This is a genomic window from Peteryoungia wuzhouensis (genome assembly GCF_003205195.1).
GTDB lineage: Bacteria > Pseudomonadota > Alphaproteobacteria > Rhizobiales > Rhizobiaceae > Allorhizobium > Allorhizobium wuzhouense.
The window spans coordinates 266,206-278,644 of the sequence record NZ_QJRY01000001.1 but is presented as its reverse complement, the minus strand read 5'-3'; the positions used below and the strand labels follow the sequence as shown (position 1 = coordinate 278,644).

Below are 12,439 nucleotides of genomic sequence, written 5' to 3'. Positions count from 1 at the left end.
CTCAGAAATATCCTTCGCGCTTCTTCTTTTCCATCGAGCCGGCCTGGTCGCGGTCGATGGCGCGGCCCTGGCGTTCGGAGACGGTGGCGATTTCGAGTTCGGCGATCACCTCGTCGAGGGTGGTCGCATGGGAGCGGATGCCGCCGGTGAGCGGCCAGCAACCGAGCGTGCGGAAGCGCAGCATGCCTTCCTGGATCTGTTCGCCGGGCAATGCTTCGAAGCGCGGATCTTCCGCCCACATCAGCATGCCGTCGCGCTCGACGTATTTTTGGCGCTTGGCGTAGTAGAGCGGCGGCAATTCGATGTTTTCGGCCTGGATGTAGCGCCAGATGTCCACCTCAGTCCAGTTCGACAGCGGGAAGGCGCGCACGCTTTCGCCGCGGCGGATCATGCCGTTATAGATGTTCCACAGTTCCGGGCGCTGGTTGCGCGGGTCCCATTTGTGGTCGGGCGTGCGGAAGGAATAGATACGCTCCTTGGCACGCGAAGCTTCCTCGTCGCGGCGCGCGCCACCGAAGGCGGCATCATACTTGCCGGCATCCAGCGCCTGGCGCAGCGCCTCCGTCTTCATCACATCGGTATGATAGGCCGAGCCATGGCTGAACGGACCGATGCCCTCTTGCCTGCCGCGCGGATTGGTGTGCACGATCAGGTCGAGATCGAACTTCTCTGCCGTCGCATCGCGAAACGCGATCATCTCGGGGAATTTCCAGCCGGTGTCGATGTGAAGAAGCGGGAAGGGCACGCGGCCGGGGAAGAAGGCCTTGCGCGCCAGATGCAGGAGCACCGACGAATCCTTGCCGATCGAATAGAGCATCACCGGCTTTTCAAACTCGGCGGCCACTTCGCGGAAAATATAGATCGCCTCGTTTTCCAGCGCCTTCAGATGCGGATCGAGCGGCGGCTTGGTGACGGGATCCTTCGAATGCGGATCGAATTCGGATGTGTGTACGTGCATTTTTCTTCCTTTGGGCTTTCGCCCGCATTGTCTTCTGGGGTTGCCCCTCATCCGGCTGCCGCCACCTTCTCCCCGCAAGCGGGGAGAAGAGACTCGCGGCGCCGTCGGCGGCTCCCGCCTTCTCCCCGCCTGCGGGGAGAAGGTCCCGGCAGGGGGATGAGGGGCAGCTACCGGAGCAAAATCAGTTCAAGCCGGCGTCGGGATCGCGGAGGCCGCAGCCTCCGGAACGTGCAACCCGCATTCGCGCTTCTCGTCATTCTCCCACCACCAGCGCCCGGCGCGCTCCGGCTCTCCCGGCTTGATGGCGCGGGTACAGGGCTCGCAGCCGATCGAGGGATAGCCTCTGCGGTGCAGCGGATTGATCGGCACGCTCTCGACCTCGACGTAAGCGTTGATCTCGTCGAGTGACCAGTCGGCCAGCGGGTTCACCTTGATCAGGTCACGCTCGGCATCGTATTCGGCAAACGGCGTGGCGGCGCGATTGCCGGACTGCGAGCGGCGAAGGCCGGTAATCCAGAAGCGGGCGCCGTCAAGCGCCTCGGCGAGAGGCACCAGCTTGCGCACATGACAGCAGGCGTGACGGGCTTCGACGCTCTCGTAGAAGCCGTTGAGCCCATACTTCGCCGCATAGGCATCGATGTCGTCAGGCTTGGGATGAAAGCGCGTGATGGCGATGCCGAAGCGCTCTTCGGTCTCGGCAATCAGATCGACCGTTTCCTTGAACAGGCGCCCGGTCTCCAGCGTCGAAACGTCGATCGGCAGCCCTGCAAGGCCGATGGCGGCGGTGATCACCTGATCCTCGATCCCGAGCGACGTGGTGAACACGGCGCGGCCGTCAAGCCCCGCCACGAGGCGCAGCCGTTCCGGAAGCGAGAGCGAGGCGAGTTGGCGATCGAGGGAGGAGGCAAACTCTGCGGCACGGGTGGATGGCATCACGATAATCCTGCTGACTGTGCTGAATTATCACCGCGAACGCATCCACAAGACAGGAATCGCCTTTCAACTGCGCACGGGTGGAGAGCAAATCTCTCTACGCAGATGAGCATATGCGCGATAACGTCCCGTCGGTCCCGGCACGACCGGGGTACGGCCGCTGGCGAGGACGATAAGAATGCCTTCTATCGCTTAAATTCTATAAAATCAATAGACAAATATCTATCCGGCGCTTCCCGGTCGATGGTTGTGGCAGATGCGCGCCCGGCGTTGCGGGGGATCCTGGGCATCATGCTTCAGCATTTGACGATGATCAGATCTGTTGCGCGGCGCGCGGGTGGTGCTAATCTCAATAGGCTTCTGGAGGGGGAGAACACCATGCCACAACTGTCCGTCTGGTATTTCCGGACCGCAATCCTGTTTCTGATCGCCGGCATCTGTGTCGGTCTTTACATGTCTATCACGCACCAGTTCGAGGCGACCGGCGCGCATGCGCATATCAACCTGCTCGGCTGGGTCACCATGTCGATCTTCGGCCTCTACTACGCGTTCAATCCGATGCAGGCCGCAAGCCGGATCGCGAAGATCCAGTACATGGTCTACACGCTCGGCATCCTGGTCATGGGCCCATCGCTCTTCCTGATGTTGACCGGAAATACCGCGCTCGAGCCCGTCGTTGCGGTCTCGTCGCTGGTCACCTTCGCCGGTGTTTTGCTGTTTGCCGTGATCCTGTTTACGCGAAAGGCGTGAGGGGAAGGGACACCGGGGGCGGCAATACTGTCTGAATGCTTTGGTTCACGGTGCAATGTGAGAGCATTGCAACGGAGGCCTGATGCAACATCCTGGGTTGTGCGGCATTCCTTCGCCGTGTCAGGATGAGTCATCACCGATTTGCCAGGACATGCCAGATGCTCGACTTTCATCCGCTCTATTCGACAACGAAGATTGCGGATCTCGAGAACGTCATCGACCGGAACTATGATCTGGGCGGCCCGGTGTCCTGCAGGCTGCTGCAGCGCGGCTTCAATGATGTCTACCTGGCCAAGACGCCGGGCGGGGACCGGTATGTGTTTCGCCTGTCGCAGCGTCGGGCACGCGGGCCAGCCGATGTGCGGAGCGAAACGGCGTTTATCGAGCACCTCGCAGGCTTGGGTGTTCCTGTCGCACAGCCGATCGCGACGCGCGACGGGACATTTTTCATCGAGGGCCGTGCGCCGGAAGGGGTGCGTGAAGGCGTGCTGTTTCGCGCGGTCATAGGCCGCGACGTGGACGCGAATTCCGCCGGCGATGCCAGAGCCAACGGCAAGACCCTGGCTTTGGTCCATCAGGCGGCAGAGACATTCGAAGCCGGAGAACCGCGCTATCGGCTCGACCTCGATCATCTGTTGTGGCGGCCGCTGATGCGCATCCGAGACAGCGGCTTGGTCGAGGATCCAGCGATTCTCCTCCGGATCGAGGGCGTCGCCGAGCGAACAGCCGCTGCCATCCGGGCGATGGACAGTCTGACCTGGACCTATTGCCACGGCGATTGCCATGGGTTCAACGCATGCATCGACGAGGCGGGTGAGGCCGTCTTTTTCGATTTCGACGACAGCGGACCCGGCTACCTCGCCTATGACCTCGCAGTCTTCCTGTGGGCAAAGGTGTCCTTCGGCCGCGAATTGATCGCAATGTGGCACGAATTTTTGGACGGATACCAATCCGTTCGGACCATCCCCGAAGCGGATCTGCAGGCCGTCACGCGCTTCGTGATCGTCCGTCACATCTGGCTCATGGGGGAATATGCGAGCAGAACGCAGGAATGGGGAAGCAATGCGGTCGGATGGATCGCTGGCGAGGCCGACACACTGGCGCGATGGGAACGAGAACACCTTGCCCTTCCCGTGAGATCAGCGCCACCGGATGAGGTAGCAGACGCTACGGCATAGCCGTGGCGGCCCCGCCCGGTGCCACTGTGGCGCGATGAGGTCAGTTAGGCCTGCGCCCACCGCGCCAGCGCCTCATGCCCCGAAGGCGTCAATCCATAGACACCCCGTTCCACCCGCTCGAACCAGCCATAGACATTGCCCTGCAATATCTTGGCCGCCTCGGGAACGCTGCCCCTGATCTCGCGCACCTTGAGAGGCCCTCCAGCCAGAGCGGAAGCGCAACCGAGAGCCTGCTGGCGATAGGCCGTCATCAGCGGCGTCCTTGTGCTGCCGCCGACAGCCGGATCGCCCTTGCGCCGCTGGTGCTCGCGCATCAGCCGCGAGCGCCGTTTCGGATTGGTCCGGGGCATCGGCGTCACCGAGCCGACGATGACGCTGACCTCGCCCTTATCGGTAATGCCGAGCATGCCGAACCCCAGCCGCCGGCAGAGATCGCGGTACCGCTTGTCGGCCTCGCGTCCCTTTCCCTTGGCCGAGACACGTGCCGCAATCCACACTTCGTCTGCGACCGAGGCACGGTCCACCGCCTGCAGGATGAGCTCAAGGTTGAAGCTGAGTTTCAATTCGCAGATCACCACGATGGAAGGGTCCTCGTCGCTGAGGCCGACCAGATCGCAACCGCCGATCTCGCCCTTGACGGTATAGCCGGCCGTTTCGAGGAAGCCTTTGACCGGCAGATAGAGCGACGTTTCCATGGGCCTCGGATTCGGTTGTGCACAAAACCGATACCTACAGCGCTTCTTCTGCCGGCGTCATCCGAAAACTGCCGATGATCAGCGCAGGAAACGGGTGGCCTTCTGCACCGTCTCTGAGCATGCTCGGGCCACAAAGCTGCAAGGAGGCCCTGCGTGAGCCATGACCCGACCGAAGATGCCCGCTGGACAGCGATCCAAACCCGCGACAGATCCATGGACGGTCACTTCGTCTATGGCGTCCTCTCCACCGGCATCGTCTGCCGCCCGTCCTGTCCCTCACGCCCGGCAAGGCCGGAAAACGTCGTCTTCCATGAAACGGTCGAAGCCGCCCGTGAAGGCGGCTTCCGTCCGTGTCTGCGCTGCCGTCCGGACCAACCGGAGACGTGGGGAAAGCTTGAGCGACCCGCCCTCACACCAGGAAGATCGAGATGATCGGAAACGACGTGAGCAGCACGATGCGCAACAGGTCGGCCGTGACGAAGGGCACGATCGCCTTGTAGGTGTCGCGGATCGGCACGTCGCGCGCCATGGCCGAGATGATGAAGAGGTTCAAGCCCACCGGTGGCGTGATCATGCCGATCTCGGCCACCATCAGCACCAGGATGCCGAACCAGATGGCGAAATGTTCGGGGCTCATGCCGAAATCCATCGCCGTCACGATCGGGAAGAAGATCGGAATGGTCAGCACGATCATGGAAAGCGAATCCATGATGCAGCCGAAGACGATGTAGAGCAGGAGAATGATGATTAGCACCGTCATCGGCGCATAACCCTGCGCCGTCACCCATTCCGCTCCGACCTGCGGCAGACGCGAGAAGGCGAGGAAGGAGTTGAAGACCGAAGCACCGAGAATGATGAAGAAGATCATGCCGGTCGAAACCGCCGTCTCCTTGAAGCAGTCGAACAGCGATTTGCGGTCGAGCCCGCCATTGATGAAGGCGACGAGGCCCGCACCGGCCGCCCCGATGGCTGCAGCCTGGGTCGGTGTGAACCAGCCGAGATAGATCCCGCCGACGACGAGGAAGAAGATCGCGACCACGGGCCAGACGGCGATCAGGGCCGGAACCCGCGCGCCCCAGGGAATCCGCGCGGCGTTGCCGGCGCTTTCCGGTTTCACCCGGACATAGATGGCGATGACCAGAAGATAGGACAGCGCCGCGATGATGCCGGGCACGAAGGCCGCAAGGAAGAGCTTGGCGATGTTCTGTTCGGCCAGGATCGCATAGATGACGAGAACGACAGACGGCGGGATGAGGATGCCGAGCGTGCCGCCGGCCGCAAGCGTCGCGGTGGCAAGCCCGCCGGCATAGCCGTTGCGCTTCAGTTCCGGCAGCGCCACCTGCGCCATGGTTGCAGCGGTTGCGAGCGACGAGCCGCAGATCGAGCCGAAGCCCGCACAGGCGCCGACGGCGGCCATGGCGACGCCCCCCTTGCGATGCCCGAGGAACGCGGCGGCCGCGTTGAACAGCGATTGGCTCATGCCGCCGCGCGCGGCAAACTGGCCCATCAGCAGGAAGAGCGGGATGATCGACAGGGAATAGTTCGCATTGGTGTTCCAGGCGAGCACCTTCATCTGCGCCAGGATCGGCGTCCATTTGCCGAGCACCAGATAAGTCCCGACGATGCCCGTGCCGAGCATGGCCGCCCCGATCGGAACGCGCAGGAAGATCAGAAGGATGAGAACGGGGAAGGACCAGAGGCCGATTTCGACGCTGCTCATCAATGGGCTCCAAGCGATGCGACAATGGTGCGACGATCGCGGATATCCCGGATGTCGGCAAAAATGATAAAGAGGCAGACGAAGAGATTGGCAATCAGCAGCGCTGCCCCGATGGCAAAACCCCACCAGACGGGAAAGAGCAGGAGGGGCGTCGTCTCGCCATTGCCGAGTTTGTCGAGCGTGCCGATGACATGGCGCCAGGTCACCACGCCGATCAGCACGGCGATGATCACGTCCCCGATCAGCTGGGTCCAGTTCATCGCCTTCGGCCCGAAGGCCGAGATCAGGATGTCGACGCCGACATGCCCGCGTTTGAGCTGGCAATAGGGAAGGAAGGCGAAGACCGCGAGGCCGCACAGAACCTCGACCAGCTCGATTTCGCCCGGCAAAGGCCGGATCGCAAGCCCGCCGACGATCGACGCGACGGTCAGCCCGCAGGCGATCACCAGGCAGAGCCCGCCAAAGCCGACGAGAGCATGGGCAAGGGCATAGGTCGCCTTTTCAAAACGCAGAAAGGCGGAAGAGGCGGGCAGGTCCATCGGTCGTCCTCTGGCAGGCGGAAAAAACTCCGGGCGCCTCCGACAGGACGCCCGGAGATGAAGACGCTGGTTTATTTGCTGTACTGGGCGATCAGCGCGGTCGCATCCTTGTAGAGGCCGGTGCCATCGAGGCCCTTGGCATCCATGTCGGCGATCCAGGCCTTGGTGACGGCTTCGCCGGCCGCCTTCCAGCGCGCGGTTTCGGTCTCGTCCAGCGTGAAGGTGGTGTTGCCGGCCTTGTCGGCAATGTCCTTGCCGCGCACATCGCCTTCGTCCATCGCCTTGCCGAAGAGGCGGGCCAATTCCTTGCCGGAATTGGCATCGATCACCGTCTTCAGATCATCGGGCAGCGCATCGTAGCTGTCCTTGTTCATGGCGAAGACGAAAGTGCCGGTATAGAGCCCGGTGCTGCCGGAAAAGGCGGTGTGGTTCGGCGCGAGTTCCGCGATCTTGATCGCCGGCGTCACTTCCCACGGAACGACGGAGCCGTCGATGACACTCTTCGACAGGCTTTCCGGTACGGCAGTTACCGGCATGCCGACGGGCGAAGCCCCCATGGCCTCCAGCATCTGGTTGACCACCTTCGAGGTGCCGCGCAGCTTCAGCCCCTTCATGTCCTCCAGCGATTTCACCGGCTTGGCGGCGATCGTGTGGATGAGGCCGGGACCGTGGGTATGCACGGCCAGCACATGATATTCGGAAAGCTCATCCTGGAGATGCTTGTCGGCATAATCCTGGAAGGCGACCGAAGTCGCTTCCGCCGTCGTCACCATGAAGGGCAGTTCGAAAGCTTCCGACTTCGGGAAGCGGCCGGGCGTGTAACCGAACAGCGTCCAGGTCAGATCCACCACGCCGTCCTTGACCTGGTCGACCAGATCGGACGGCTTGCCGCCGAGCTGCATGGCGGGATAGAGCTCGACCTCGATCCGGCCGCCGGACTCGGCCTTGATCTTGTCGGCCCAGGGCTGCAGCACCTTGGACGGGATCGTCGCTTGCGGCGGCAGCATCTGGTGCAGCTTCAAGGTGACGTCCGCCGCATGGGCAGCGAAACCGGTAAATGTGAGGGCAATTCCGGACAGGCCGGCAAGCAGGAAATGGCGCAACATGGTCTCCTCCCAGAAACATATTGAAATATGGGAGAAAATCGCCGGTGCCGGCATCCGCACCACGCCACCGGGATCGGCCGGCCTGTCGCGGTGACGGCCGTCTCCTCCAGCCGGCAATCTCTCCCTTGATGGTTATGGTTGCAGAACAGGTTGTCGCGCGCAAATAAAAATCTGAGGGATAATCCATAACCGAACGGGTATGTATGAGCGGTTCCGCCCGCCCGCGATGGTGGACGGATGCGACAGCTCGGCTCCCGGCGTTGTGCTCTTGGCGAATATCCTTTGCCGCATTATAGCTCGCCACGGGCCGCCATGTGGATGGCCGTGACTGCTGGGCAGCATGAGGACGAAAAGCATGAAGAGCGCTCTTTCCGGTCGGTCCCCCGCGCGCCGGCTTACTCTGGCCGTCCTGTGCCTTGTCTCCGTACAACTCCTTTGCGCCTGCGCCGGCCGTCCAGGGCCCGAAACGCTGTCGTCGGTCACCCTTGATGATTTCAAGCCGGATCGCGTGGAAACATTGTATTCCGTCACCACCCGTGGCCGAACAGAGCCGGGCAAGAACATCTTCGGCGTCGAAAAGACACGCGAGCCCAATTACGCCCGCTTCGACGTCTCGATCCCGCCCAATCACAAGCCGGCCAACATCGAATGGCCGAAGCGCAAGACGGTGGACCCCCGCACCGATTTCGCCGTTGTCTCGCAGTCCGTTCTCGACCGCGCCGGTCTGCTCGGCGCCGTTCGTGCGCCCAAGGCGCCGACACCCGTCGTCTTCGTCCACGGCTACAACTACAATTTCCAGGAAGCGCTTTATCGCCTCGCCCAGCTGACGACCGACAGCAATGTCGACGGCCTGCCGATCGTCTTTTCCTGGCCGTCTTATGCCGCTTTGCCGGCCTATGTCGCCGACAAGGAATCCGCCACCTATTCGCGCGATGCGCTCGCCAATCTGCTGGCCGACCTCGTCACCGCGCGCAAGGGCGAGGTGGATGTCTTTGCCCACTCCATGGGCGGCTGGCTGACGGTCGAGGCGCTGCGGCAGCTCAAACTCGAAGGCCGCACCGATGTGCTCAATCGGTTGCGGGTCATCATGGCCGCGCCGGATATCGACGCCGACGTCTTCACCGCGCAGCTCGACGTGATCGGCCGGATGCGCATTCCGATCGTCATCCTGGTTGCCGCCGACGATCGGGCCTTGCAGGTCTCCAGCCTGCTCGGCGCCGGCACCCAGCGCATCGGCGCGCTTAACGTGCGCGATCGCGTTGTCGCCGATGCGGCCAAGAAAGCCGGCGTGACGATCATCGACATCTCCTCGCTGGAATCGGTCGATGCCACCAATCACAACCGCTTCTTCGACGTGAAGCAGCTTGCCAGCACGCTCAGCAAGCCGGCAGCCAGCGCATCCCTTGGCGATGCCGGTGCCTTTGTCTTCGATGCGGCTGCACGGACGGTCTCCAGTCCGTTCGCGCTGGCCGCGAAGGTCTTGCGCAGGCGCTGAGACCCGCCTCGGCGGTGGGGGCTTCGCCCGCCACCGCCGGTCGCCAAAAAGACGGGGACCGCCGCCGCACCTGCTGCCTTTTGTCATTGACCAGACGCGATTGCCCATGTTCCGCGCAATTTATGCGTCGGTTTACCGACTCGTTTACCCGTTGGTGTCACAAACTGTGATCCATGCGAAAGATCTAATAAATGCGCGTCTCCAATCCATACGGTCCCGTTGAATGACATCCCCTCCCATGTCTGAGGTTGAACTGGCGGCTTCCCAACCGCTGCCTTCGCGCGCAAGGCCGCTGCCCATAATTGCCCTGTCGGTACTCTGCCGGCTGGTTTTGCGCGGCCCGCGGACCGGTCTCTGGCTCGCGGCCGGAGCGAGCCTCGCGGTGATCTCGCCCCTGCTGTTTGATGAAGCTCTGCTCAATCTCGGCTGGCATCTGGTGCTGGCGCGCCATGGCATCGGCGCGACGGAGGGAACGCTCGGCCTGTCCCTGCTTTTCGGCGTCATTGCCTCGCGCGGGTTCATCCGCCGCCCCGGTCGCCGGCGGCCGGAGGAGCGCTCGGAGGGCGTCGAACGCGCGCTCGCCATCCTCGCCCGTCAGCCTGAAGCGGCAGCCGGTCTTGTGCGCCTCGGCGACAAGCAGGTGCTGGTTTCCGATTGCGGCGAGGCATTCCTGATGTATGCCCGCCAGGGGCGCTCGCTGGTTGCGCTCTTCGATCCGGTCGGGCCGAAGCGTCTTTGGCAGCCGCTTGTCGCCACCTTCATCGCCGAGGCGAAGCGTCGCCGCTGCCGTCCGGTGTTTTATCAGGTCTCCGCCGATTTCCTGCCGATCACCGTCGAGATGCGTCTGCAGGCGCTGAAGCTCGGTGAACAGGCGGTCGTCGATCTCACGCGCTTCTCGCTCGCCGGTGGCGCCTGGCTGAAACTGCGCCGGTCGATCAACCGCGCCGAACGCGATGGCCTGACCTTCGAGTGGTTGGCCCCGCAGACCGTGATCCCGGTCATGGACGAATTGCAGGCGGTCTCCGACACCTGGCTGTCGGCGCATCAGGCCGCCGAAAAGGGCTTTTCGCTCGGCACCTTCGACCCCGATTATCTGGCCGCCGGCCCGGTCGCCGTCATCCGCCTGCACGGCCGCATCGTCGCCTTTGCCAGCGTCATGACCGAAGCCTCCGACGGCGATGCCTTCATCGACCTGATGCGCCATGTGCCGGGCGTGCATCGCGGCATGATGGATCTGCTCTTCGTGAAGATCATGGAGACGCTGAAGGATCAGGGCTTTCGCACCCTCAATCTCGGCATGGCCCCGCTCGCCGGTCTCGCGGCGCATGACCGCGCGCCGGCCTGGAACCATCTGGCACGGCAGGTCTTCGACCATGGCGAGCGCTTCTACAATTTCCGCGGCGTGCGCGCCTTCAAGGAGAAATTCGATCCCGACTGGCGCCCGCGTTACATCGCGGTGGCGGGGCAGGGCTTTCCGCTGGCCTCGCTCATCGATGTGACACTGCTGATCGGTGGCGGCGTGAAGGGCCTGTGGCGAAAATGAGCGGTGTGGCGCGACCTGCGGCAAACGACATTCGGCACACCGGTCAGACGGCACCATTGCCGATTAGCTGCGGCCGGATGGGCGCTGCGTCACGCATGCTGCTGGCCTGTGCCGTGATCCTCGCATCCATCGCCATTCAGCCGAAGCCGGCCGTTGCTGCACCGGACCGCGTCGTCAGCCTTCCGCAGGACAATATCCTGATCCCGGACGACGATCAGATGAACGGCGTGATTTTCGTGATCTCCGATGCCGACGGATGGGACGTGATGGAGCAGGCAGCCCTTGATGCCGCCGCCGTCGGCGGCGCGATCGGGGTTGGTGTCGACCTGCGCATCTGGCGGGCGGCCCTGTCGCGCGAGACCGATCGAGACTGTCTCTTCCTGCCGGCTGATATCGAGCGATTGGCCCGTGAGCTTCACCGCCGCCATGACGCCACCTTTTATCGCCCGCCGCGCGTCATGGGTTTTGGGGAGGGCGCGACGCTGGCGCTGGCGATTGCCGCCCAGACCCCCAATGCCAGTTTTGCCGAGACGATCGGTGAAACGCTGGCGATCGATCCGGCCGAAGCGGTCTCCCTGCCGAAGCGCCTCTGCACATCGGCATCCTACCACCAGACGGCCAGAGGTTATGCCTATGAACTCGGCCCCGGCGCGCTGCCCAATCCCGTGCGCATCGTCCTGTCCGCCGCCGCCAATCCCTCGGGCCGCGCCCATGCGGAGACCCTGAAATCGATCCATCCGGAAATCGTCATCACCGCGCATGCCGGCGGCCCCGCCCGCGCCCTGGCGCTCGAGGCCGCCGCCCTTGCCGACCGGCTGACGCCGGAGGATGCGGCACTCGATCTGCCGCTTGTCGAAGACATCGTCACGCCCGCCCACGACACGGTCGCCATCTTCTATTCCGGCGACGGCGGCTGGCGCGAGATCGATCAGCGCATTTCGGCGCGTCTCAACGAAAAGGGCGTGCCCGTGATCGGCGTCGATGCGCTGGGCTATTTCTGGAGCGAGAAGAGCCCAAAGGAAACCGCCCGGGACCTCTCGTCCATCATGGCCCACTATCGCCAGCATCTTGGCGTCTCCAGGGTCGTGCTGATCGGCTATTCCTTCGGCGCCAATGTGCTGCCCAAAGTCTACGGTTTGCTGCCGGCAGCCGACAAGGAGGCCGTCACACTGCTCTCGCTGCTCGCTCTGTCCCGCCAGGCCGATTTCGAGATCGCCGTCACCGGCTGGCTGGGTGCTGCCGGCACGGGTCGACAGGGCGATCCGGTCGAGCATATGACTACGGTCGAGGCTTCGAAGATCCAGTGCGCCTACGGCCTCGAAGAGCAGGGCAGCGGCTGTCCGCCTCTCGCATCTCGTGTGAAGGACGGCCTCCAGCTGATCGCCCGCCCGGGCGGCCATCACTTCGACGAGAATTACGAGCTGGTGGCCGACGAGATCCTGGCGCGAATCGTAGCCCCGTAATCCCTCACGCCTTATCACTCAGCCCTTTTCGCGCTATGATGGCGTAATAGCATGGAGTT

Annotated in this window: 12 protein-coding genes; 6 read left to right on the top strand and 6 right to left on the bottom strand. The window is 63.3% G+C overall.

Annotated features, from left to right (window positions below; genetic code table 11):
- Nucleotide 1: 1 nt before the first annotated feature.
- Nucleotides 2-958 (bottom strand): sulfate adenylyltransferase subunit CysD, encoded by a 957-nt coding sequence (gene cysD / locus DMY87_RS01495; protein ID WP_110789519.1) that lies wholly within the window; start codon nt 956-958, stop codon nt 2-4.
- Between the two features lie 186 nt (nt 959-1,144).
- Nucleotides 1,145-1,891, bottom strand: a complete 747-nt coding sequence (locus tag DMY87_RS01490) for a phosphoadenylyl-sulfate reductase (RefSeq protein ID WP_165826122.1) — start codon at nt 1,889-1,891, stop codon at nt 1,145-1,147.
- A 378-nt stretch (nt 1,892-2,269) separates the two neighbouring features.
- Here DMY87_RS01490 and DMY87_RS01485 point away from each other — a divergent pair, with 378 nt between their 5' ends.
- Together DMY87_RS01485 and DMY87_RS01480 are read left to right on the top strand one after the other, a co-directional pair.
- On the top strand, nt 2,270-2,641 hold the full coding sequence (locus DMY87_RS01485; RefSeq protein ID WP_110789517.1) for a hypothetical protein: 372 nt from the start codon (nt 2,270-2,272) through the stop codon (nt 2,639-2,641).
- Nucleotides 2,642-2,799: 158 nt separating this feature from the next.
- Entirely contained in the window at nt 2,800-3,819 is a 1,020-nt protein-coding gene (locus tag DMY87_RS01480) for a phosphotransferase enzyme family protein (RefSeq protein WP_110789516.1), read from the top strand.
- A gap of 44 nt (nt 3,820-3,863) precedes the next feature.
- On the opposite strand, the gene DMY87_RS01475 is transcribed toward DMY87_RS01480, so the two are convergent.
- Nucleotides 3,864-4,514, bottom strand: a complete 651-nt coding sequence (locus DMY87_RS01475) for a DUF2161 domain-containing phosphodiesterase (RefSeq protein WP_110789515.1) — start codon at nt 4,512-4,514, stop codon at nt 3,864-3,866.
- 153 nt (nt 4,515-4,667) lie between these two features.
- Between DMY87_RS01475 and DMY87_RS01470 the strand changes: the two genes are divergently transcribed.
- The gene (locus tag DMY87_RS01470) at nt 4,668-4,946 is read left to right on the top strand and encodes an Ada metal-binding domain-containing protein (RefSeq protein WP_245408799.1); all 279 of its coding nucleotides are present in this window, start codon (nt 4,668-4,670) and stop codon (nt 4,944-4,946) included.
- Here DMY87_RS01470 and DMY87_RS01465 read toward each other — a convergent pair.
- The 3 genes from DMY87_RS01465 to DMY87_RS01455 all read right to left on the bottom strand — a co-directional run bounded on the left by DMY87_RS01465 (nt 4,924) and on the right by DMY87_RS01455 (nt 7,879).
- Nucleotides 4,924-6,234 carry a TRAP transporter large permease gene (locus tag DMY87_RS01465; protein WP_110789514.1) on the bottom strand — a complete coding sequence of 437 codons (1,311 nt, stop codon included), beginning with the start codon at nt 6,232-6,234 and terminating at the stop codon, nt 4,924-4,926. The two genes, DMY87_RS01470 and DMY87_RS01465, sit on opposite strands and share 23 nt — an antisense overlap.
- On the bottom strand, nt 6,234-6,773 hold the full coding sequence (locus DMY87_RS01460; RefSeq protein WP_110789513.1) for a TRAP transporter small permease: 540 nt from the start codon (nt 6,771-6,773) through the stop codon (nt 6,234-6,236). Before DMY87_RS01460 ends, DMY87_RS01465 begins: the two co-directional genes overlap by 1 nt.
- Nucleotides 6,774-6,844: 71 nt before the next feature.
- Nucleotides 6,845-7,879: a TRAP transporter substrate-binding protein gene (locus DMY87_RS01455; RefSeq protein ID WP_110789512.1), complete on the bottom strand. Its 1,035-nt coding sequence runs from the start codon at nt 7,877-7,879 to the stop codon at nt 6,845-6,847.
- Nucleotides 7,880-8,234: 355 nt separating this feature from the next.
- On the opposite strand from DMY87_RS01455, the gene DMY87_RS01450 reads away from it, so the two are divergent.
- The 3 genes from DMY87_RS01450 to DMY87_RS01440 all read left to right on the top strand — a co-directional run bounded on the left by DMY87_RS01450 (nt 8,235) and on the right by DMY87_RS01440 (nt 12,380).
- A complete protein-coding gene (locus DMY87_RS01450; protein WP_110789511.1) occupies nt 8,235-9,374 on the top strand; it encodes an alpha/beta hydrolase in 1,140 nt (379 codons plus the stop codon).
- 238 nt (nt 9,375-9,612) lie between these two features.
- Entirely contained in the window at nt 9,613-10,917 is a 1,305-nt protein-coding gene (locus DMY87_RS01445) for a phosphatidylglycerol lysyltransferase domain-containing protein (protein WP_110789510.1), read from the top strand.
- A gap of 77 nt (nt 10,918-10,994) precedes the next feature.
- The gene (locus DMY87_RS01440) at nt 10,995-12,380 is read left to right on the top strand and encodes a virulence factor family protein (RefSeq protein ID WP_110789509.1); all 1,386 of its coding nucleotides are present in this window, start codon (nt 10,995-10,997) and stop codon (nt 12,378-12,380) included.
- The last annotated feature ends 59 nt before the right edge of the window (nt 12,381-12,439 follow it).

What these genes read in the sequence shown, in the direction of transcription:
- cysD (WP_110789519.1), bottom strand. Translation starts at nt 958, where the DNA reads ATGCACGTACACACATCCGAATTCGATCCGCATTCGAAGGATCCCGTC.
- DMY87_RS01490 (WP_165826122.1), bottom strand. Translation starts at nt 1,891, where the DNA reads ATGCCATCCACCCGTGCCGCAGAGTTTGCCTCCTCCCTCGATCGCCAA.
- DMY87_RS01485 (WP_110789517.1), top strand. Translation starts at nt 2,270, where the DNA reads ATGCCACAACTGTCCGTCTGGTATTTCCGGACCGCAATCCTGTTTCTG.
- DMY87_RS01480 (WP_110789516.1), top strand. Translation starts at nt 2,800, where the DNA reads ATGCTCGACTTTCATCCGCTCTATTCGACAACGAAGATTGCGGATCTC.
- DMY87_RS01475 (WP_110789515.1), bottom strand. Translation starts at nt 4,514, where the DNA reads ATGGAAACGTCGCTCTATCTGCCGGTCAAAGGCTTCCTCGAAACGGCC.
- DMY87_RS01465 (WP_110789514.1), bottom strand. Translation starts at nt 6,234, where the DNA reads ATGAGCAGCGTCGAAATCGGCCTCTGGTCCTTCCCCGTTCTCATCCTT.
- DMY87_RS01460 (WP_110789513.1), bottom strand. Translation starts at nt 6,773, where the DNA reads ATGGACCTGCCCGCCTCTTCCGCCTTTCTGCGTTTTGAAAAGGCGACC.
- DMY87_RS01455 (WP_110789512.1), bottom strand. Translation starts at nt 7,879, where the DNA reads ATGTTGCGCCATTTCCTGCTTGCCGGCCTGTCCGGAATTGCCCTCACA.
- DMY87_RS01450 (WP_110789511.1), top strand. Translation starts at nt 8,235, where the DNA reads ATGAAGAGCGCTCTTTCCGGTCGGTCCCCCGCGCGCCGGCTTACTCTG.
- DMY87_RS01445 (WP_110789510.1), top strand. Translation starts at nt 9,613, where the DNA reads ATGTCTGAGGTTGAACTGGCGGCTTCCCAACCGCTGCCTTCGCGCGCA.
- DMY87_RS01440 (WP_110789509.1), top strand. Translation starts at nt 10,995, where the DNA reads ATGGGCGCTGCGTCACGCATGCTGCTGGCCTGTGCCGTGATCCTCGCA.